This window comes from Pseudomonas sp. B22129 (genome assembly GCF_044218875.1).
Classification (GTDB): Bacteria; Pseudomonadota; Gammaproteobacteria; order Pseudomonadales; family Pseudomonadaceae; genus Aquipseudomonas.
Genome location: NZ_CP162592.1, coordinates 5,744,882 through 5,762,892, shown reverse-complemented (window position 1 = coordinate 5,762,892; position 18,011 = coordinate 5,744,882). Strand labels below are relative to the sequence as shown.

Annotated in this window: 18 protein-coding genes; 15 read left to right on the top strand and 3 right to left on the bottom strand. The window is 61.0% G+C overall.

The window, feature by feature from the left end; genetic code table 11:
- Positions 1 to 123 precede the first annotated feature (123 nt).
- From AB4P94_RS26080 to AB4P94_RS26015, 14 genes are all read left to right on the top strand, one after another.
- On the top strand, positions 124 to 1,092 hold the full coding sequence (locus tag AB4P94_RS26080) for a hypothetical protein (protein ID WP_395608165.1): 969 nt from the start codon (positions 124 to 126) through the stop codon (positions 1,090 to 1,092).
- Between the two features lie 84 nt (positions 1,093 to 1,176).
- Complete coding sequence (locus AB4P94_RS26075; protein WP_395611391.1) at positions 1,177 to 1,980, top strand: helix-turn-helix domain-containing protein; 804 nt, start codon at positions 1,177 to 1,179, stop codon at positions 1,978 to 1,980.
- A 268-nt stretch (positions 1,981 to 2,248) separates the two neighbouring features.
- Positions 2,249 to 3,067, top strand: coding sequence for an ABC transporter ATP-binding protein (locus AB4P94_RS26070; protein WP_395608164.1), 819 nt, complete (start codon positions 2,249 to 2,251; stop codon positions 3,065 to 3,067).
- Positions 3,064 to 3,828 (top strand): ABC transporter permease, encoded by a 765-nt coding sequence (locus tag AB4P94_RS26065; RefSeq protein WP_078741821.1) that lies wholly within the window; start codon positions 3,064 to 3,066, stop codon positions 3,826 to 3,828. Before AB4P94_RS26070 ends, AB4P94_RS26065 begins: the two co-directional genes overlap by 4 nt.
- Before the next feature lie 24 nt (positions 3,829 to 3,852).
- Positions 3,853 to 4,893, top strand: a complete 1,041-nt coding sequence (locus tag AB4P94_RS26060; protein WP_395608163.1) for an ABC transporter substrate-binding protein — start codon at positions 3,853 to 3,855, stop codon at positions 4,891 to 4,893.
- Positions 4,890 to 5,774 (top strand): PhzF family phenazine biosynthesis protein, encoded by an 885-nt coding sequence (locus AB4P94_RS26055; RefSeq protein ID WP_395608162.1) that lies wholly within the window; start codon positions 4,890 to 4,892, stop codon positions 5,772 to 5,774. The genes AB4P94_RS26060 and AB4P94_RS26055 overlap by 4 nt, the downstream gene beginning before the upstream one ends.
- On the top strand, positions 5,771 to 6,232 hold the full coding sequence (locus tag AB4P94_RS26050) for a RidA family protein (protein ID WP_395608161.1): 462 nt from the start codon (positions 5,771 to 5,773) through the stop codon (positions 6,230 to 6,232). The genes AB4P94_RS26055 and AB4P94_RS26050 overlap by 4 nt, the downstream gene beginning before the upstream one ends.
- A gap of 69 nt (positions 6,233 to 6,301) precedes the next feature.
- The gene (locus AB4P94_RS26045; protein WP_395608160.1) at positions 6,302 to 6,922 is read left to right on the top strand and encodes a transglycosylase SLT domain-containing protein; all 621 of its coding nucleotides are present in this window, start codon (positions 6,302 to 6,304) and stop codon (positions 6,920 to 6,922) included.
- Positions 6,923 to 7,030: 108 nt separating this feature from the next.
- Positions 7,031 to 7,375, top strand: coding sequence for an FKBP-type peptidyl-prolyl cis-trans isomerase (locus tag AB4P94_RS26040; RefSeq protein ID WP_395608159.1), 345 nt, complete (start codon positions 7,031 to 7,033; stop codon positions 7,373 to 7,375).
- A gap of 12 nt (positions 7,376 to 7,387) precedes the next feature.
- Complete coding sequence (locus AB4P94_RS26035) at positions 7,388 to 7,984, top strand: GNAT family N-acetyltransferase (protein ID WP_395608158.1); 597 nt, start codon at positions 7,388 to 7,390, stop codon at positions 7,982 to 7,984.
- A 518-nt stretch (positions 7,985 to 8,502) separates the two neighbouring features.
- Positions 8,503 to 9,219, top strand: coding sequence for an MgtC/SapB family protein (locus AB4P94_RS26030; RefSeq protein ID WP_016968793.1), 717 nt, complete (start codon positions 8,503 to 8,505; stop codon positions 9,217 to 9,219).
- A 304-nt stretch (positions 9,220 to 9,523) separates the two neighbouring features.
- Positions 9,524 to 10,150, top strand: a complete 627-nt coding sequence (locus tag AB4P94_RS26025; protein WP_395608157.1) for a response regulator — start codon at positions 9,524 to 9,526, stop codon at positions 10,148 to 10,150.
- Between the two features lie 6 nt (positions 10,151 to 10,156).
- Positions 10,157 to 13,780, top strand: coding sequence for a transporter substrate-binding domain-containing protein (locus AB4P94_RS26020; RefSeq protein ID WP_395608156.1), 3,624 nt, complete (start codon positions 10,157 to 10,159; stop codon positions 13,778 to 13,780).
- Between the two features lie 124 nt (positions 13,781 to 13,904).
- Positions 13,905 to 14,327, top strand: a complete 423-nt coding sequence (locus tag AB4P94_RS26015; RefSeq protein ID WP_395608155.1) for a chemotaxis protein CheY — start codon at positions 13,905 to 13,907, stop codon at positions 14,325 to 14,327.
- Here AB4P94_RS26015 and dkgB read toward each other — a convergent pair.
- Positions 14,324 to 15,142 (bottom strand): 2,5-didehydrogluconate reductase DkgB, encoded by an 819-nt coding sequence (gene dkgB / locus AB4P94_RS26010; protein WP_395608154.1) that lies wholly within the window; start codon positions 15,140 to 15,142, stop codon positions 14,324 to 14,326. The two genes, AB4P94_RS26015 and dkgB, sit on opposite strands and share 4 nt — an antisense overlap.
- Before the next feature lie 196 nt (positions 15,143 to 15,338).
- Here dkgB and AB4P94_RS26005 point away from each other — a divergent pair, with 196 nt between their 5' ends.
- Complete coding sequence (locus AB4P94_RS26005; protein WP_395608153.1) at positions 15,339 to 15,734, top strand: carboxymuconolactone decarboxylase family protein; 396 nt, start codon at positions 15,339 to 15,341, stop codon at positions 15,732 to 15,734.
- A 6-nt stretch (positions 15,735 to 15,740) separates the two neighbouring features.
- Here AB4P94_RS26005 and AB4P94_RS26000 read toward each other — a convergent pair whose 3' ends face one another.
- The gene (locus tag AB4P94_RS26000) at positions 15,741 to 16,556 is read right to left on the bottom strand and encodes a PP2C family protein-serine/threonine phosphatase (RefSeq protein ID WP_395608152.1); all 816 of its coding nucleotides are present in this window, start codon (positions 16,554 to 16,556) and stop codon (positions 15,741 to 15,743) included.
- Entirely contained in the window at positions 16,553 to 18,001 is a 1,449-nt protein-coding gene (locus AB4P94_RS25995; RefSeq protein WP_395608151.1) for a serine/threonine-protein kinase, read from the bottom strand. Before AB4P94_RS25995 ends, AB4P94_RS26000 begins: the two co-directional genes overlap by 4 nt.
- Positions 18,002 to 18,011 lie beyond the last annotated feature (10 nt).

Sequence of the window (18,011 nt, the reverse complement as noted above, 5' to 3'; positions counted from 1 at the left end):
TAGTGCAGACACGTTCTCCCAAGCGGGGTGCGAATGCACCAGATGGCCTGGTGCATTTGAGCGGGGACGCCACGCGAAGGTCTCGCCAGACTGAAACGGTCAATTACTGTCAAAGGATCGAACATGACCACTGTCTATGAAACCAACCGTTCGCTGTTTCGCGTGTCCTGGAGCTCCGTGCTCGCGGGTAGTGCAATTGCCCTGGTGACCTACCTGGTGCTGAGCGTGCTGGGTACTGCCATCGGTGCCAGCGCCGTCGACCCGATGAAGGCCGGCAACCCGCTCAGCGGTTTTGGCACAGGCGCCGGGATTTGGCTGTTTGTGTCCACACTGGTGTCGATCGGCCTGGGTGCCTTCGTGGCCGGGCGCACCGCGCCGGATCGCGGCGGGCTGCACGGTGTGCTGACCTGGACCCTGACCACCTTGCTCACCACCTGGTTGCTGGCCGGGTTGGCTGCCAGTGTGGTCGGCACGGCCGGCAATGTGGTGGGCAAAGGCCTGTCGGCGGCCGGTAGCGGCATCGCGGCGGCAGCGCCGGGCATCAGCGACACCGTCAAGCAGCAACTGAACGAGCAGGGCATCCAGCTGGACTGGAACAGCCTGCAAGGCCAGCTTGACACGTTGCTCAAGCAAAGCGGCAAGCCTGAGCTGGATCCGGCTAACGTCGAAAATAAAACCGACCAGGCTGCCGCCGACGGCAAGCAGGTTGCTACCGATGCGGCGACAGACCCGACCCAGGCGGCCGACCAGTTGAAGCAATGGTTCGAACGCGTCAAAGCCTCCGGCGAGCCTGCGCTGAACGCAGCCGATAAAGACGCACTGGTCAACATCGTGGCCGCCCGCACCGGCAAGAGCAAAGCCGAAGCCACGCAGATCGTCGACAACTACGCACAGGCGTATCAGCAAGCCATGCAAAAGGTCGATGAGCTGAAACAGCAAGCCGAGCAGAAAGCCCGTGAAGCCGGTGAAGTCGCGGCCAAACAGCTCTCGCGCGCGGCCTGGAGCACCTTGGCCATGTTGCTGTTGGGCGCCGCCTTGAGCTTCTTTGTCGGCCGCTTTGCACTGACGAACCGTCGCGTGCCTCTGGCTTAACAAGGTTTGCAGCAAGGACGCTGCTTTTCACTGGCACCAAACATGCTAGTGTCAGGTTTCAACCTCCAGCGGCAGTGCCTGGCCATGCGTGATATCTACAGCGTGTTCAACTCCAACGGCGCCTATGAAACCGGGGCTCACGCCCATGACGAGTTCATGCTGATGGTGCCCGAGCACGGCCTGCTGCGCTTCAAGGATGAAGACAGCGGGCGCTCCACCTCGGTGGTCGATCGCCAATTTGTGCTGGTGCCACCGCAGTGCAGCCATTCCTCCTCGTCACTCACCGCCAGCCAGGGCCACCTGGCGTTCTACGTCGATCCCGACTACATGCACTACGCCTTGCGCGACCTTTGCGGGGGCGCCAACCGCCTGCTGCGCGTGCCCACCCTCGGCATCTGGCAAACCTCCGCGCCGCTGCACCATTTGCTGCTGGCGAAAAAGGCCTTCAGCCAACCCGACCCCTACGTTGACCGCAGCCGCCAACTGGCCCAGGCCGACCATTTGCTGTTGCTCGAATGCCTGGCGATTTCCCTCAGCCAGCCGAGCCTGCAACGCTCCTCGACCGAGCGTCACGGCGCCATGCTGGTGCGCGATGTGAAGGCGTATGTCGAAGGCAACCTTGAGCATGCGCCGGGGCTGGATGAAATTGCTGGCGTGTTTCATATGTCGCGCCGGCATTTGACCCGTCTGTTTGCCCTGCACACGGGCGAGACGGTGTTGGCGTATGTGCAGCGTTTGCGCCTGGAGCGCGCGCAGACGCTGTTGCGGCATACGCGCATGTCGGTGCTGGAAGTGGCCAACAGTGTCGGCTATGAATCGCCGTCGCATTTGGCCCATGTGTTCCGGCGGGTGCTGGGCTTCTCCCCGGATGAATGGCGCCGGTCCTGACACCACCAGCCCCTGAACAACACGCGCCCCTGTGGGAGCTGGCTTGTCGGGGCGCCGCATCGCTGCGATAGCGGTGTGCCATTCGCCACCGCCATCGCAGGCAAGCCAGCTCCCACAATCGATTCGGTTTCTTCAGTTGGATTGCCAATCATCCATGTCCCGATCCCGCGCGTGATCCGGCCCGATCCCGTGCGCCACAAATCTGTCATGCGTTCATCCTCTGCTCACACACAACAGACAAGTCCGGCCTACCGGGCGAGGAGGGGCGGTGAGCGCAAGACCCTTTATTCATTTCTCAGGCGTGCAAAAAAGCTTCAAAGTCGAGGGCCGCCCATTTGTGGCCGTACGCGATGTGTCGCTGGACGTTCAGCGCGGCGAAATCATTACCCTGGTCGGCCCGTCGGGCTGCGGCAAGTCCACCTTGCTGAACATGACCGCCGGGCTGTTCGGCCCCACCGAAGGCCGGGTGCATTACGACGGCGCCGAAGTCAAAGGCGTGAACACACGGGTCGGCTACATGACCCAGGCCGACCACTTGCTGCCGTGGCGCACGGTGGCCGGCAATATCGCGGTGCCGTTGCAGATTCGCCGTATGCCCAAGGCCGAAGTCGAGGCGCGGGTTGAGGAACTGATGGCGCTGGTGGGCCTCACCGGTTTCGGCGAAAGCTACCCCAACCAGCTTTCCGGCGGCATGCGCAAACGCGCAGCCATGGCGCGTTTGATGGCCAGCGACCCGGAAACCTTGCTGATGGACGAACCCTTCGGCGCCCTCGACGCGCAGATGCGTCTGACCCTGCAGACCGAACTGCTGCGCCTGTGCCGCAAGCTCAACAAAACCGTGCTGTTCGTGACCCATGACGTCGATGAAGCCATCGCGCTGGCGGACCGCTGCGTGGTGTTCGCCGGCCGCCCCGGCACCATCGACCACATCATCGACATCCCGCTGACCGGTGAACGCAACCTTGTGCAAATGCGCGCTGACCCACGCTACGTGGAACTCTGCGCCGAACTGTGGAAACGCCTGGCGCCCGACGTGGCAGGCGCGGCCGATCCCGCTTCATTGGCTCACTCGCTGGAGGTCGTATGATCCAGGTTTATCGCTTGCTGTTCCTCGTGTTCCTGATGCTGTTGTGGGAAGGCATCTCCCGCTGGTTTGGCGTGGAGTTCTTCATCAGCCGGCCTTCGGCGGTGGCCCAGAGCCTGTGGAAAATCCTGCTCAACGGGGTGTTTTTCTATCACGCCGGCATTACCACGCTCGAAGCGGTACTGGGCTTTTTCTTCGGCTCCCTCGCGGGCTTGATCGCAGGGTTGGTGCTGGGGCGAGCCAAGTTGCTCGCCGACATTCTCGACCCGTTTTTGACCGCGTTCTACAGCCTGCCGAAAGTGGCGCTGGCGCCGCTGTTCATCCTCTGGTTTGGCATCGGCTTGCCGATGAAAGTCATCCTCACCGCCGCCGTGGTGTTCTTCCTGGTGTTCCTCAACACCTACAGCGGCGTGCGCAACGTGTCCCGCGAGCAACTGACCATCCTGCGGCTGATGGGCGCCAAGGAGCGCGACCTGTTGACCATGGTGGTGATCCCGTCGGCGTTTACCTGGGTGTTTACCGGCCTGCGTTTGTCGGTGCCCTATGCGCTGATCGGCGCGCTGGTGGGCGAGATCATCGCGGCCAACCGTGGCTTGGGTTACCTGCTGTCGGACGCGGCCTCGCAGTTCGACACCGCCGGGGTGTTTGCCGCACTGGTGGGGATCATTGCCCTGGCGCTGATTCTGAACACGGCGGTCAAGCTGGCCGAGCGCAAGCTAATGCCGTGGAAAGCCAACGAAGCTGAACGTGAAGTCGCGGTTTAACCCTACCTGTTGTGGAGCTCCATCATGCTTAAGCGTCTCGTGATTGCCAGCCTGTTGTGCGCGTGCGTTTTACCCGCCGCCCAGGCTCAGGATTTGACCAAGGTGACCCTCGCATTCCCCAGTGAAGGCTTCTTGTATGTGCCGATTTATGTGGCGCAGAAGCAGGGCTACTTCGCCGAGGAAGGCCTGAATGTGGAAGTGATCGTGTTCCAAAAAGGTGGCTCGGCGGCGCTGACGGCGGTGCTCGGCCGCGACGCCGATGCCTACGTCGGGCTGCCTGCCGTGGCGGTGCGTGCGCGCACTAAAGGCCAGAACGTGCAGGCCTTCGCCGCCGTGCAAACCCAGTTCGGCAGCACCGTGGTGATTGACGGTGAATCGGCGCGCAAGGCCGGTGTGACGGCCACCTCGCCATTGGCAGCCCGTGCCCAGGCCCTCAAAGGCTTGAAAATCGGCGTCACCGGCCCCGGCAGCACCACCGATATGCTGGTGCGTTACCTGGCCAAGGACGCCGGTTTGAACCCCGATAAAGATTTCACCATCATGCCGGTCGGCGGTGCGCCGAATATGTTGGCGGCATTTTCCCAAGGCAGCATCAATGGCTTCTCGCTGTCGCCGCCGACCATCACGACGGCTGAGAAACAAGGCGGTTTTGTGCTGATGGACCTGGCCAAAGGCGAGTACAAACCGTTGGACGGTTTCCTTTTCACGGCGATGATTGCCCGCGAAGACTGGCTGAGCAGCAACAAGGCGACGGCCGAGAAACTGGTGCGTGCCTTGTGGAAGGCCGAGCACTTGATCGCCGCTGACCCGCAGAAGGCCCGTGAGTCGGTGCGCCCGTACTTTGCGCACACCGACGAGGCCATTTTCAATGCGGCCTGGACCGCTTCGCTGCCGTCCTACCCGGCCACGCCGCGTGTGGAACGGGACGGTATCGAGAAGAACATCAGCTTCATGAACGCCGTCGAGAATGACCCTGTGTCACTCGACCCGCAGCAGGTCTACACCAATGCCATCGTCGACGCCGTGGCGCCGACTGTTTCCACCCTCAAGGGAGAGGCGAAATGACGCCCGAGGTTCACCTGGTCAATGTATTTCCCGCCACGTCTCGTGGCGGCAACCCGGCGCCTACCGTGGCCGTGGCAGATGGCATGAGCGACGCGGATATGCAGCAGGTCGCCCGGGATTACGGGCATGAATGCGGCTTTGTCTTTGCCGCACCGGCCGGCAGCGAGTTTGATTTTGCCCTGCGTTTCTGGGTGCCCAACCATGAGATGGAAATGTGCGGCCACGCCACGGTCGGCGCGGTGTGGCTGCTCGACCAACTGGGCATGTTGCACAAGGACCGCCTGGCGCTGTGGACCCAAAGCGGGCGCGTTGATGCGCGAGTGACTGACGCGGGTACGCCGCAGATTCAGGTGGAGATCAGCCAGCCCAAAGGCCGGGTTGAAACCCTGAGCGATCCTGAAGTGGAAGCCGAGATTCTTTCGGTGCTGGGCATCACCTCCAACGAGCTGGCGCCACTGCCGATTCAGAACGCCTGCACCAGCCGCGTCAAAACCCTGATCGCGCTCAAGAGCGTGGCGGTGCTCGACGGCCTCAAACCGGATTATCGGCGCATGGAGCAACTGTGCGAGCGCATTGGCTCCACCGGTTTGTACCCCTACGCGCCGTCGGACCTTGAGGGCCGCCAGTTCGATGCGCGGCAATTTCCCAAGTCTTCGGGCTACCCCGAAGACGCCGCCACGGGTATCGCGGCGGCAGCCTTGGCGTTTGGCCTGTTGGAAAATGAGTTGGTCACGGCTGATGAGCGCCCGGTGCACATCCGCCAGGGTCGCGCCATGGGCCGGCCTTCGCAGATTTCCCTGCGTTTTCGCCACGATGAAGCTGGGCAGGTGCAGGGCTGCTGGCTGGGCGGGCCTGTGGAGTTTGCCGAGGGGCATGCATGAACATTCGCGAAAAGATCAGCACCTTGGGGCTGACATTGCCTGAGACCCCGAGGCCCAAGGGCGACTATGTGCCGGTGACGATTCACGGTGGTGTGGCGTACGTGAGCGGCCAGGTATGCCGGGTGGGTGAGGGCGTCATCAGTGGCCCGGTGACGGACCAGACTTCGCCGGAGTTGATCGTGCAAGCCGGTCGGATCTGTGCGTTGCGGGCCTTGAGTGTGCTGGACCATGGGGTGGGGTTGGAGAACGTCGAGCGCATTTTGTTTGTGCGCGGGTTTGTGTACGGCGGGGAGGGCTTTCAGCACTTTTCCACCGTCGTCGACGGTGCATCGCAAGTGTTCATCGACGTATTTGGCGAGCAGGGCCGCCATGCACGCTCGGCCGTCGGCGTGGCGGGGCTGCCCAGTGGCGGCCTGTTGGAGCTGGAAGTCACGGCCGTCATCAAAAAACACGGATGACCATTCGGCATCCGCCCCCGTGAACGCGTAAAATGCCGGCTTTTTACGCGTATCACGCAAAGGTGCCCCTTGAGCGCAGGCAAAGCCGTCGGTTTGTTGTTACTCACCTCTGTGTTGGCGGCGTGCGGCACCTCGCCACCACGCACGCCAAACGACATCTGCGGGATCTTCCGTGAAAAGGACGACTGGTACGACGCCGCCAAGGTCACGCAAAAGCGCTGGGGCGTGCCGATTCAGGTGCCGTTCGCCATCATGTATCAGGAATCCGGCTTTCGTCAGAACGCCTTGACCCCGCGCAAATACCTGCTATGGATCATCCCCTGGGGCCGTGTCTCGACGGCCGCCGGCTACGCCCAGGCCAAGGATGAAGTGTGGAAGGACTACCAGAAAAGCACCGGCCGCACCGGCGCCAGCCGCCAAGACTTCGACGACGCCATCGATTTTGTCGGCTGGTACATGGACAAGACCTACACCATCAACGGTGTCTACAAATACGACGCCTACGGCCAATACCTGAACTACCACGAAGGCTGGGGCGGCTATCGCCAGCGCACCTATGCCGCCAAAGCCTGGCTGCCGCCGGTGGCCAGCAAGGTGCAGGCGCGTTCGCAGATGTATGCGGCGCAATATGCGGGGTGCAAGGATGATTTGGGGAGGGGCTTCTGGAGCCGGTTCTGGCATTGGCTCTAAAGATTGCCGCTCACCACAAGAGCCCACCGATCGAGCTTGATTCCGGTGCTTGCCAAACCCACACGTTTCTGGGAAAACCCCAGCCTTTGTGCATTCAACGAGAACCCCATGAGCAGCGACGAACTCCAGATCACTGACATCCGCGTAGGCGACGGCAAAGCCGTGGTCAAGGGCGCGCTGATTACCACCCAATACACCGGCACCCTGGAGGACGGCACCGTATTCGATTCGTCCTGGGAACGCGGCAAGCCATTCCAGTGTGTGATCGGTACCGGGCGCGTGATCAAGGGGTGGGACCAGGGCTTGATGGGCATGCAGGTGGGCGGCGTGCGCACACTGTTTGTGCCGGCGCATTTGGCGTATGGCGAGCGCTCGATGGGCGCGCATATCACGCCCAACAGCCATTTGCGCTTTGAAATCGAGTTGCTGGAAGTACTCACGCGCGACGATTGAGGATTTGCAAACATGGACGTTGATTCACAGGTGTTGCCGGGCTGCTCCGTCGAGGGCATTGAGGTGGTTGAGTTGCATGCCGGCGATGCGCCCCAGCTGCAGCAGTTTTTTGATCAGGCGCCGGCGTATTTCATCGCGGTCAACGGCGAGCCTGCCGGGCCTGCCGAAGCGCAGGCAGAATTGCAGGGCTATCTGCCCGCAGGCTGGCGTTGCAGCCGGATGTATTGGCTGGGTTATCGCGACGTCGAGGGGCGCCTGGCCGCAGTGATCAATATCGCGGCTGACTTGCTGGCAGCCGGGGTCTGGCATATCGGGTTGTTGCTGGTGCACACGCGTCTTCATGGAACCGGGCTTGCGAGGCGGTTGCATGCGGACCTTGAGGTCTGGGCGGCAGAGAAGGGCGCGCGCTGGTTGCGGCTGACGGTTGTGGTTGGCAACACCAAAGCCGAGCGCTTTTGGCCCAAGCTTGGGTATGTGCAAGTGCGTACGCGGGAAGGGATCACCATGGGGCGGCAGGTAAATACGGTGTCGATTCAGGTCAAGGCGCTGGCCGGTGGGCAAGTTGATGAGTACCTGGCGTTGGTCGAACGGGATCGACTAGCGCTGTAGCCGTGAATATCCGCCGATCTCTTGTGGGAGCGGGCTTGCTCGCGAAGGCGGTGTGTCAGTTACACATTTTTCAACTGACCCACCGCCTTCGCGAGCAAGCCCGCTCCCACATTTGGCCAGCAGCGAGTTCAATAAATCAGTTTCTGAACCTGCCCTGAAGAATCGTCCTAATCCTGGCGAGTAAATTTCCTACGGTTTACTCGCTTGTCATCGAAGCGTAAGCTTCGCGCGTTTTCATTAATAGCGGAGTCCCTCAGTGGGTACTTGTTCGAGTGACAGTCGTCGGCCGGTTTCGGTAACCGGCACCAACTTGGCAAGGTAACGCGCATTCTTTCGATGCCGTTGTCTCGCCTTACAAAGCGAGAAGCGGCATCCCGGCAGCGGCCAGCCCTGGCACCTGCCCGAATCCCTCTCATCGACGCTGACAGGCACCCGGATCTCACCGGGGTGCCATGGACACGCCTGCCTGATGGTTCTTCCGTGTAATCAGCTTGCTGCTGCACTCAAGGAGACTTCCCATGCAAGCCATCAACAACATCAACCTCAATTCCCTGGTCGACACCGTGGTCAGCCTCACCGCCGCGTTTATTCTCGGTGGCCTGATCGGTTTCGAACGTCAATACCGCCAGCGTACGGCGGGCTTGCGCACCAACGTGCTGGTGGCGGTAGGTGCGGCGATTTTTGTCGACATGGCCAACCGCCTTGGCGGTGCGGAAGGTGCGGTGCGGGTGGTCGCGTATGTGGTCTCCGGCATCGGCTTTCTGGGGGCCGGCGTGATCATGCGCGAAGAGGGCAATGTGCGTGGGCTCAACACCGCCGCCACCTTGTGGGCCTCGGCGGCGGTGGGGGCCTGCGCCGGTGCCGACCTGATTCTCGAAGCCCTGCTGGGCACATTGTTTGTGCTGGCGGCCAACACGTTGCTGCGGCCGATCGTGAATAACATCAACCGCCAGCCGTTGGACGTGGTGTCGGCGGAGGTGACCAACATCCTCTATGTGATAGCCCGGCGTACCCAGCAACAAGCAGTCATGGTGTTGCTGGAAGCCGAGCTGGCGCGCTGCAACTACCCGGCCAGCGATGTGGACGTACGGCCGTTCGGCAGCGAAGAGGTGGAGATCGAGGCCACCCTGGCTGCCACGTCGGTGGACGGCGATGAACTGGATGCGCTGGTGGCGCGTATTTCCACGTCAACGCTGGTGGTGCAGGCGTTCTGGAGCCCGAGCACAACGGACTAGCCGGCTTGCGCCAAGCGTGGTCGGACGCTGGATCAATGCTCTTTTTGCTCGGATAAATCCTACATCAAGTCGGGACTTTCCCTTCGGCTTGAACGTCATTTCGTTGTTAACGTTGCGCGCTTCCAGCTAGCCGGTGGCAACCGTTTAGCTGTAGGCGTTCAACATGATGTTCAATCGAAGGGACCAGGCGCAGCCTGACTGTTGTTCTGAGAGGGTGCAGTGCCGCCGGTCGGAACTGTCATTTCTTACAGGTACCTGTGTCCCATGTGATGTGCAAGGGTATCTGTCCTCTTTGGGAAGTTTTATGAGCAAAGTGTTAGTAGTCGATGACCATCCGTTTCTGCGCGCCACCGTCAAACATTTGTTGAGGTTGGAAGGGTTCACCGAGATTGAAGAGGCGGGTAATGGTGCGGATGCCGTGCAGAAGGCGAGAGAGTGGCGCCCGGACCTGATGCTTCTCGACTTGGCTATCCCGAAACTGGATGGGCTGGAGGTGATAAGCCGTGTCAAGGCGTTGGGCTTGCCATGCAAAATTCTGGTACTGACGTCGTACCGTGCAGATTTTTATTCAACACGCTGTATGCGTGCCGGTGCCATGGGGTTCGTTTCCAAGACCGGTGAGTTAGACGAGCTGCAAAAGGCGATCAAGGCGGTGATGTCCAACTACAGTTGTTTCCCCAGCTTATCGACCAGTTCCGTGCGCCGTGACGACTTGGAAGCTACTGAGAGGAAGTTGGTGGCATCGCTTTCAGACCGCGAACTGGCGGTGTTGATCATGCTTGCGCTGGGGTTTGGCAATAACGCCATTGCCCTGAACATGTTGCTGAGCCACAAAACCATCAGTACCTACAGGACGCGGCTTAAAGAGAAGTTGAATATAGATTCCGTGGTTCATATGGCGGAGTTTGCCAAGCGTAACGGGCTGATCTGACTCAACATGGTCATTGTCCGGTTTCGACAGTGCCTGATTACCCTGCTGATGGGCCTGTTGCCGATGGCGGCGATGGCCCTCGATGAACCTCGCACTCTGAATTTGCTGGGGCACTCCAGCTTCAACGGGCAGTCCGCGGAGCTTGGGGACGCTGATTGGCACTGGCTACGCGAGCGGCGGGTTTTGTTGTTGGGCGCGTCGGCTCCCGATTACGACCCCTTTGAACGGACCAATAACAACGACGACTTTGAAGGCATCACCGCCGATTATGCGCAGTTGATTGCCAAGACGCTGAACATTGCTGTCGAAGTGCGACGCTACGACACCCGCGACGAAGTGATCGAAGCACTCAAGTCGGGGAAAGTCGACCTCCTCGGGTCGTCCAACGGCTTTGAGGCCGCTGACTCGGAGCTCGTACTGTCCCGCTCCTACGCCAATGATCAACCGGTGCTGGTCACTCGCACGGGCGACAGCCAGTCCCCGACTGACGATTTGGCAGGCAAGCGTGTGGCGATGCTCTATCACTACATGCAGCCAGAGGTCGTCAAGGCCTTCTACCCCAATGCTCAGGTAGAGCTGTTTCCCTCCATTTTCGAAGCGATCGCCGCCGTTGCCTTTCGCCGGGCGGACGTGTATCTGGGCGACGCAATCACGGCCAATTACCAGATCAGCCGCAACCACCTCAACAATGTACAAATAGCCGACTTTTCCGAGCTGGAGTCCAACTCTTTTGCTTTTGCCGTGCGCCGTGACAACACGCGGTTGCTGCGCATCATCAATACGGCACTGAGGGCGATCCCGGCCGAGGAGCAGATGGAAATACTGCGCCGCTGGAACGGTGGCAATCTGGGGCTGCTCGGTGCCGAGCGGCTGCACTTGAGCATGGGTGAGCAGCGCTGGCTGGAGAGGCACCCCCGCGTGAGGGTGGTCGCTTCCGATCAGATGTTGCCGCTGTCGTCCTTTACAGCGCAAGGGCAACAAGAGGGGTTGAGTGCCGACGTGTTGTCCCGGATCAGCTTGCGTACGGGGTTGAAGTTCGACGTTGTTTCGGGCGGCTCGATGCCTGCACAGATTGACGCGGTCAGCACAGGCAAGGCCGACATGATGGCCGTGGTGACCCCCAGCATCGAAGGCTCCGATCAAGTGCGCTTTTCAAGGCCCTACCTGAGCACGCCGCTTGTACTGGTTACCCGCGTCAATGACCCGGCCACGATGACCCTGGAGGACATGGTCGGCAAACGTCTCGCGCTCCCCCGCGGTAACGCGGTGCGTGAGCTCATCAATCGCGATTACCCGGGCATCCACTTTGTCGAGGTCGCCAATCCTGTGGAGGCCATGGCGCTGGTGGCCAATGGCGGTGCGGAGGGGGCGGTCAACGCGTTGCTCAATGCGCGCTACCTTATCGCGCTTCAGTACCGAGACAGCTTGCATGTCACCAGTACCGTGGGGTCTGAGCCGGCGCGTATGACGTTCGGGGTCAACCGTGGCCAATTGGAGCTGTACTCCATATTGGACAAAGGGTTGCAAAGTATTCCCCCTCAGGAGTTGGACGAGATGATTAGCCCGTGGCGCACGGACATGGTCATCGAAGACCATTGGCTGCGCCATCGCAACGCGATCATTCAAGGGTTCGGCCTGGCGGCGATACTGCTGTTGATTACGCTGGGGTGGGCGATTTACCTGCGCAGGCTGATACGCAAACGTACCGAGGCCGAGCGGGCCTTGAGCGACCAGATGCGGTTCATGCGTGTACTGATCGACGACACGCCTTATCCGATTTATGTGCGTGACCGCCAGGGCCGATTGATGGCCTGCAACAGCGCGTACCTGGAGGTGTTCGGCTTCACGCTCGAAGGGGTGATCGGCAAGACGGTGATAGAAACCGACACTGGCAACACGCCGCAGGCCCGTTCATTTCACGAAGATTATTTGCGGCTGATGGAGCGCGGTGAACCGCTGATTCATGACCGGTTACTTAAGGTGCCGAGTGGCAAGGTGTTGACGATCTACCACTGGATGCTGCCGTACCGTGATGGCGATGAAAACGTCGTGGGCATGATCGGTGGTTGGGTGGATGTGAGTGAACGCCAACAACTGTTGCGCCAGTTGCAAGAGGCCAAGGATGAAGCCGACGCCGCCAACCGCGCCAAGACCACCTTTCTGGCGACCATGAGTCACGAAATCCGCACGCCCATGAATGCGGTGCTTGGCATGATCGAACTGACCCGCAGAGGCGCCGAGGAGGGGCATATTGACCTGGATGCCCTGGAGGTTGCTTCGGTTGCTTCTCGCGGTTTGCTGGATTTGATTGCCGACATTCTTGATATTGCCGGGATCGAGTCCGGTCATCTGTCGTTGAGCCCGGTGCCGGCCAACCTGCACGAATTGCTGGCGTCACTGGCTCGAGTATTCGAGGGGCTGGCGCGGGAGAATGGCCTGGCGTTGAAGGTCGAACTCGATCCGCTGTTGAATTGCCAAGTGTTGATCGACCCCTTGCGATTGAAGCAGGTGATGTCCAACTTGTTGGGTAACGCTATCAAGTTTACCTCCCAGGGGTATGTGCGGTTGGGTGGGCGCAGTTTGCCGTCGTCTGATGCCAACCATCTGAGCGTTGAACTATCGGTAGAAGACAGCGGCAGGGGCATCAGTGCTGAAGATCAGAAGCGCCTGTTCAATCTTTTTGTTCAGGGCAGCAATACCGAAAAATCGGCGCGTACCGGGTCTGGGTTAGGGTTGGTGATCAGCCGCAACCTGTGCGAAATGATGGGCGGGACACTGCATTTGAGCAGTGTGCTGGGGCAGGGTACCCGGACGGACGTGAGGTTGACACTGGCCAGGACGACTGCGCCGCTGCCGGAAGTCGCGTCGTTTACCCCGAGTGTCCCACCGGCCAGCATGTTGGACGTGCTGGTGGTGGATGACTACAAAGCCAACCGATTATTGCTGGCTCGGCAATTGAAAGTCCTGGGGCATCGCACTACAACAGCTGAAGACGGTGTGCAGGGCTTTGAGCTCTGGAAAACCGAGACGCCTGATGTGGTCATCACCGACTGCAACATGCCGCTCAAGGATGGCTACACCCTGGCGCGGGAAATTCGTGCGAATGAGCGAGCGCAAGGTCTGGTTCCGTGCCTGGTGCTGGGTTTTACCGCCAATGCGCAACCGGAGGAAGCTGAACGTTGCCGCCAAGCGGGTATGGATGGCTGCCTGTTCAAGCCTGCGGGGCTGGATGATTTGCGCTCGGCCCTGGCCTCGCTCACCGCTGGCCCGTGTGAGCCTGAAACAGGGTTTGATTTGAGCACGCTAATCAAGCTGACCGCAGACGACCACGCCGCGTTAAAAGAACTGTTGACGTCGCTGCTCGAGAGTCTGCAAGCAGACCGTGCGTTACTCTCGTCGTTACTGCATCAGAACGCTTTTCATGGGTTGCACGACCTCGCACACCGAGTGAAGGGCGGAGCACGAATGATCAAGGCGCAGACGTTAATCACCTGTTGCGAGGCGCTGGAAAACGCATGCGAACGTCAGGAGCCCGACGCGCTGGCCTTGGCGGCTGACGCGGTCGATGAGGCGATTGACGAATTGCACCGTGGTTTGAGCGCTTATTGCGATCTGCATGACGCAGGTTGATCGCCGTTCGGGTGGTTTGGGAAAACGCCTACATGAAGGGGGAACAAGCCTGATTTTGTCTTCGGGATATGTCTGGAGAATGGGCAACGCTCACTGACGAGCACAGCCTGCCCAGGGGTTTGCCATGCCAAACAAAGCACTGACTATCCTGATTGCCGATGAACAGCACCTGCAACGGCTGTACATCGAGAAAATGCTCAACCGGTTGGGGTATCACCGGATTGTCCCGGTGCAAACGTTCGAAGAGGTGCGGATTCTCACGGCTATTCCGGCCGAACCTTTCGATGTACTCATTATTAATGCGGGGTTGGCGGGCGAAGTATGTGGGCCGCAGCCCCAGGTCCGGCACGTGCTGCTCTACGACCACCTGGACCCGGGTACACTCGTCGGCGCAACGCCGACGGTGCTGGTGCGCCTGCCTGGGGTACCGGACAACGTCAACCTGGAACACTTCATGGACATCATCGATCCACCCCAGGACTGCAAGGGCCTGCGGGTGTTGCCGTGGTTGCGGGAGTTATCCCGCACACCGCTAGCCGGGGTCTAGTCCCATTTCGGCGCGATACCCTTGGGGCTGGTCAAACGATGGCCGCGCTCCAGGCCGTCGATTTGAGCCATGTCGGCGGCGCTCAGGGTCAGTTGCAGGGCCTTGAGGTTGCTTTCCAGGTTGGCGCGCTTGGTCGAAGACGGAATCACCGCATAACCGTGTTGCATGGCCCATGCCAGGGTGACTTGCGCTGGTGTTGCCCGATGGCGTTCGGCGATTTGCTGGATCACCGGGTCTTTGAGTACTTCGCCATAGGCCAGGGTCATGTAGGAGGTGATCTGGATGCCGTTGGCGGTGGCGAAATCCACGACTTTGCGGTTTTGCAGGTAGGGGTGCAGCTCGACCTGGTTGGTGGCGATGTTTTCGGCGCCGACTGCGGCAATTGCCTGTTTCATCAAATCGACTGTGAAGTTGGAAATGCCGATCTGACGCGTCAGGCCCAGGCGCTTGGCTTCCAGCAGCTGGCCCATGAACTCGGCGACGGGTACCTGGTCTTCCGGCGATGGCCAGTGGATCAGGGTGAGGTCGAGGTAGTCGGTCTGCAGTTTGCGCAGGCTTTCTTTCAGGCTTGGAATCAGCTGGCCTTCTGCGAAATTGGAGATCCAGATTTTGCTGGTGATGAACAACTCGCTGCGCGGCACACCGCTGTCGGCAATGGCTTGGCCGACGTCGGCTTCGTTCTCGTAAATTTGCGCGGTGTCGATGACGCGGTAGCCCAGCTCCAGGCCGGTGCTCACGGAGTCGATCACCACTTGGCCTTGCAGGCGAAAGGTGCCGAGGCCAAAGGCGGGGATGTTTTGGTTTGGGGTAGACATCAGTAACTCCTGAAAGGGTGTGAACAATGGAGTCGAGTATCCGCGCGTCGTTCCTTCGGAAAAACCGCCGAACCCGAAAAGGACTTTTGACCTGAAGTCACGAGTGTGAATCGCGCTAAAAAAACCACGGCTTCACTTGCCTTGAACAGGTGTTGCGCGGTATTTCAGAACACCCGCCATCAGCCTGGAACCCGCCATGACCCAACACCTCACCGAATACGCCGATGCCAGCCCTGAAGTGCGCGCCGTGTATGACGACATCATGCAAACGCGCAAGGTCGATCAGGTGAATAACTTCTGGAAATGCCTGGCCGCCCATCCGCCGACCCTGCGCCGCACCTGGGCCAGCCTCAAGGAAATCATGGCTCCGGGGGCGCTGGACCCGTTGACCAAAGAGCTGCTCTACGTGGCTGTCAGCGTGACCAACAACTGCCCGTATTGCATCGCATCCCACACGGCGGCAGCGCGCAAGGCCGGCATGACCGACGCGATGTTTGGCGAGCTGCAGGCGGTGGTGGGCATGGCCAATGAAACCAACCGGCTGGCCACCGGTTACCGCGTGCCGGTGGACGAAGCGTTCAAGTTGCCGTGAGGTTAATCAGCGGTCGAACCAGCCGAGCAACACCGTCACGTTATCGCGCCCGGCATATTCGCGGGTGAGGTCGACCAGCCGCTGGCACGCGACGTCCAGCGTGTCGCGGCGGGCGATGGCCAGTACCTGGAGCATTTCCAGGTGCGGCACACAGCCGTGCAGGCCGTCGCTGCACAGCATCAGCAGGTCGCCGGGTTGCACCGGTTGCACACGGACTTGCGGCTCGACCCGTGGCCCCGGCCCGATAGCCTGCAATAACAGGTTGCGTGCTGGCAGCCGGTCCACCTTGCCGGCTTCCAGGGCCTGTTGGTACCAGGTCTGGTCGCGGGTCAGCAGGCTCAATTCGCCTTCGCGGTAGCGGTACAGGCGGCTGTCGCCGACGTGAAATACCAGCAGCGGCCCGTCGGGCTGGGGGCGCCACACGCCGGTCAAGGTGGTGCCCATACCACTGCCTTCGCTCATGTGGCGTGCCACGTTTTGCTGGTAGACGCACTGGTTCACCTGGTCGATGGCGTTGTGCAGGCGGCTGGCAGCTTGCATGTCCGGGTCCGACCAGGTGGCGTCGGGGTCGGCGTCGGTGTTCACCGGGTTGGCCGCATGGGCCTTGAGCGCCTCGCGCAAACTCATCAACGCCTGCGCACTGGCCAGCGCGCCAGCCTCATGGCCGCCCATGCCATCGGCCACGGCCAACAGCCCCAAGGCAGGCTCCACCAGAAAGTTGTCTTCATTACTCTGGCGCACTGAACCGACGTCACTGGCCCCATAGGCAACCGCAGAGGCCAGTGAGTGGGGCCCGCAGGCGCTGAGTGGGGAATCGGTCATGGAAGGGGCTCAAAGCTGTTGAGGAATGCCAGGCGCAGGGCCTCGCTGTCGATCGACTCGGCCAGCCGCTGCAGGAACGGCTGGCGCTGGGACGTGGCGCGCAAGGCGCGGCTGACAATGATTCGTGCGATGGGACCAATCAGTTCGGCAAGGCGGCGTTCAGCCATCTGCGCAAAGCCAGGGTCGATCTCTGCGGGCGCCGCTTGGGTGACATGAGTGGGGTCGGCGGGGGCCTCGATGGCCGTGGGTTCGTCTCTGACGGGCGTTGGCTCAGGCACGGCGGTCGGCGGGTTGAGCCGCTGGAACAGTGACTGGCTGGCACTGGCAAACTGTTCGCGGCCGCGTTCGGAGGGAATGTGCGGCAGCAGCGCCGCGCAAATCGCACCGAAATCATCCGCGCCGTTGAGGCTCTTGCGCACCAGAAAACGCGCCAACGGGCCGATCTGGTGGGACAGCAGCGATTCCAGTTCGGGCATCACCGCCAGCTTCCATGGCGTCAGGGTTTCTACCGCCTCGGTCATCGCTACCGTGGGCATGGCCAGCGGCGTGACGCCACTGCTCAGTGGCTGGTTGGGGCGCATCAGCACGGTGCGGTCGTCATCGATCTCGGCGTTGATCCACGTACCCGTGGTCGTGCCGAGCAAGGCTTCCAAGTCATCGAGAAACGCCTGGGCCGATGGGTAGCGTTCGGCGGGGCGTTTGGCCAGGGCGCGCACGATCACCGCGTCGAGTGCCGGGTCGAGGGCCAGGTTCAGGCTCGACGGCGCCACGGGTGTCTGGTTGAGGATCTGTTGCATGACCATGGTCGCGGAGCCCGAGAACGGCCGCTCGCCCGTCAGCAATTGGTACAGCACGATGCCGGCGGAAAACACGTCGGAGCGGCCGTCGATCAGTTCGCCGCAGAACTGTTCGGGCGACATGTAGCTGGGTGTACCGATCATCGAGCCGGTTTGGGTGAGGGTGGAGGAATCCAGGCGCGCTACACCGAAGTCGGTGACCTTGACCTTGCCATCAGCCGTGATCAGCAGGTTGGCCGGCTTGATATCGCGGTGCACCACACCTTTGGAGTGCGCATAGTCCAGCGCCGACAGCAGTTGGCGCATCCATTCCAGGCTGTGGCTCAGCTCACGCGGCGTCTGCGCGGCCAGCACGGTATTGAGTGGCGTACCTTCGACAAACTCCATGGCGATGTAGGCCGAGCCTTCGTCCTCGCCATAGTCATACACACCGACAATATTGGGGTGCATCAGCCGGCCGGCCGCCTGGGCTTCATTCTTGAAACGGCTGACCAGCTCGGCGTGCTGGCTGTCGCCGAACAGCTCCTTGCGGATGGTCTTGAGGGCCACGGTGCGTGCGATGTTCGGGTCGAACGCTTTGTACACCGTGCCCATGGCGCCTTTGCCGAGCACGCTGTCGATGCGGTATTTGCCCAGTTGTTCAAGCATGATCGCGGAC

What these genes read in the sequence shown, in the direction of transcription:
- AB4P94_RS26000 (WP_395608152.1), bottom strand. Translation starts at nt 16,556, where the DNA reads ATGACCGATTCCCCACTCAGCGCCTGCGGGCCCCACTCACTGGCCTCT.
- AB4P94_RS26005 (WP_395608153.1), top strand. Translation starts at nt 15,339, where the DNA reads ATGACCCAACACCTCACCGAATACGCCGATGCCAGCCCTGAAGTGCGC.
- AB4P94_RS26075 (WP_395611391.1), top strand. Translation starts at nt 1,177, where the DNA reads ATGCGTGATATCTACAGCGTGTTCAACTCCAACGGCGCCTATGAAACC.
- dkgB (WP_395608154.1), bottom strand. Translation starts at nt 15,142, where the DNA reads ATGTCTACCCCAAACCAAAACATCCCCGCCTTTGGCCTCGGCACCTTT.
- AB4P94_RS26080 (WP_395608165.1), top strand. Translation starts at nt 124, where the DNA reads ATGACCACTGTCTATGAAACCAACCGTTCGCTGTTTCGCGTGTCCTGG.
- AB4P94_RS26050 (WP_395608161.1), top strand. Translation starts at nt 5,771, where the DNA reads ATGAACATTCGCGAAAAGATCAGCACCTTGGGGCTGACATTGCCTGAG.
- AB4P94_RS26025 (WP_395608157.1), top strand. Translation starts at nt 9,524, where the DNA reads ATGAGCAAAGTGTTAGTAGTCGATGACCATCCGTTTCTGCGCGCCACC.
- AB4P94_RS26065 (WP_078741821.1), top strand. Translation starts at nt 3,064, where the DNA reads ATGATCCAGGTTTATCGCTTGCTGTTCCTCGTGTTCCTGATGCTGTTG.
- AB4P94_RS26020 (WP_395608156.1), top strand. Translation starts at nt 10,157, where the DNA reads ATGGTCATTGTCCGGTTTCGACAGTGCCTGATTACCCTGCTGATGGGC.
- AB4P94_RS26035 (WP_395608158.1), top strand. Translation starts at nt 7,388, where the DNA reads ATGGACGTTGATTCACAGGTGTTGCCGGGCTGCTCCGTCGAGGGCATT.
- AB4P94_RS26030 (WP_016968793.1), top strand. Translation starts at nt 8,503, where the DNA reads ATGCAAGCCATCAACAACATCAACCTCAATTCCCTGGTCGACACCGTG.
- AB4P94_RS26055 (WP_395608162.1), top strand. Translation starts at nt 4,890, where the DNA reads ATGACGCCCGAGGTTCACCTGGTCAATGTATTTCCCGCCACGTCTCGT.
- AB4P94_RS26060 (WP_395608163.1), top strand. Translation starts at nt 3,853, where the DNA reads ATGCTTAAGCGTCTCGTGATTGCCAGCCTGTTGTGCGCGTGCGTTTTA.
- AB4P94_RS25995 (WP_395608151.1), bottom strand. Translation starts at nt 18,001, where the DNA reads ATGCTTGAACAACTGGGCAAATACCGCATCGACAGCGTGCTCGGCAAA.
- AB4P94_RS26015 (WP_395608155.1), top strand. Translation starts at nt 13,905, where the DNA reads ATGCCAAACAAAGCACTGACTATCCTGATTGCCGATGAACAGCACCTG.
- AB4P94_RS26040 (WP_395608159.1), top strand. Translation starts at nt 7,031, where the DNA reads ATGAGCAGCGACGAACTCCAGATCACTGACATCCGCGTAGGCGACGGC.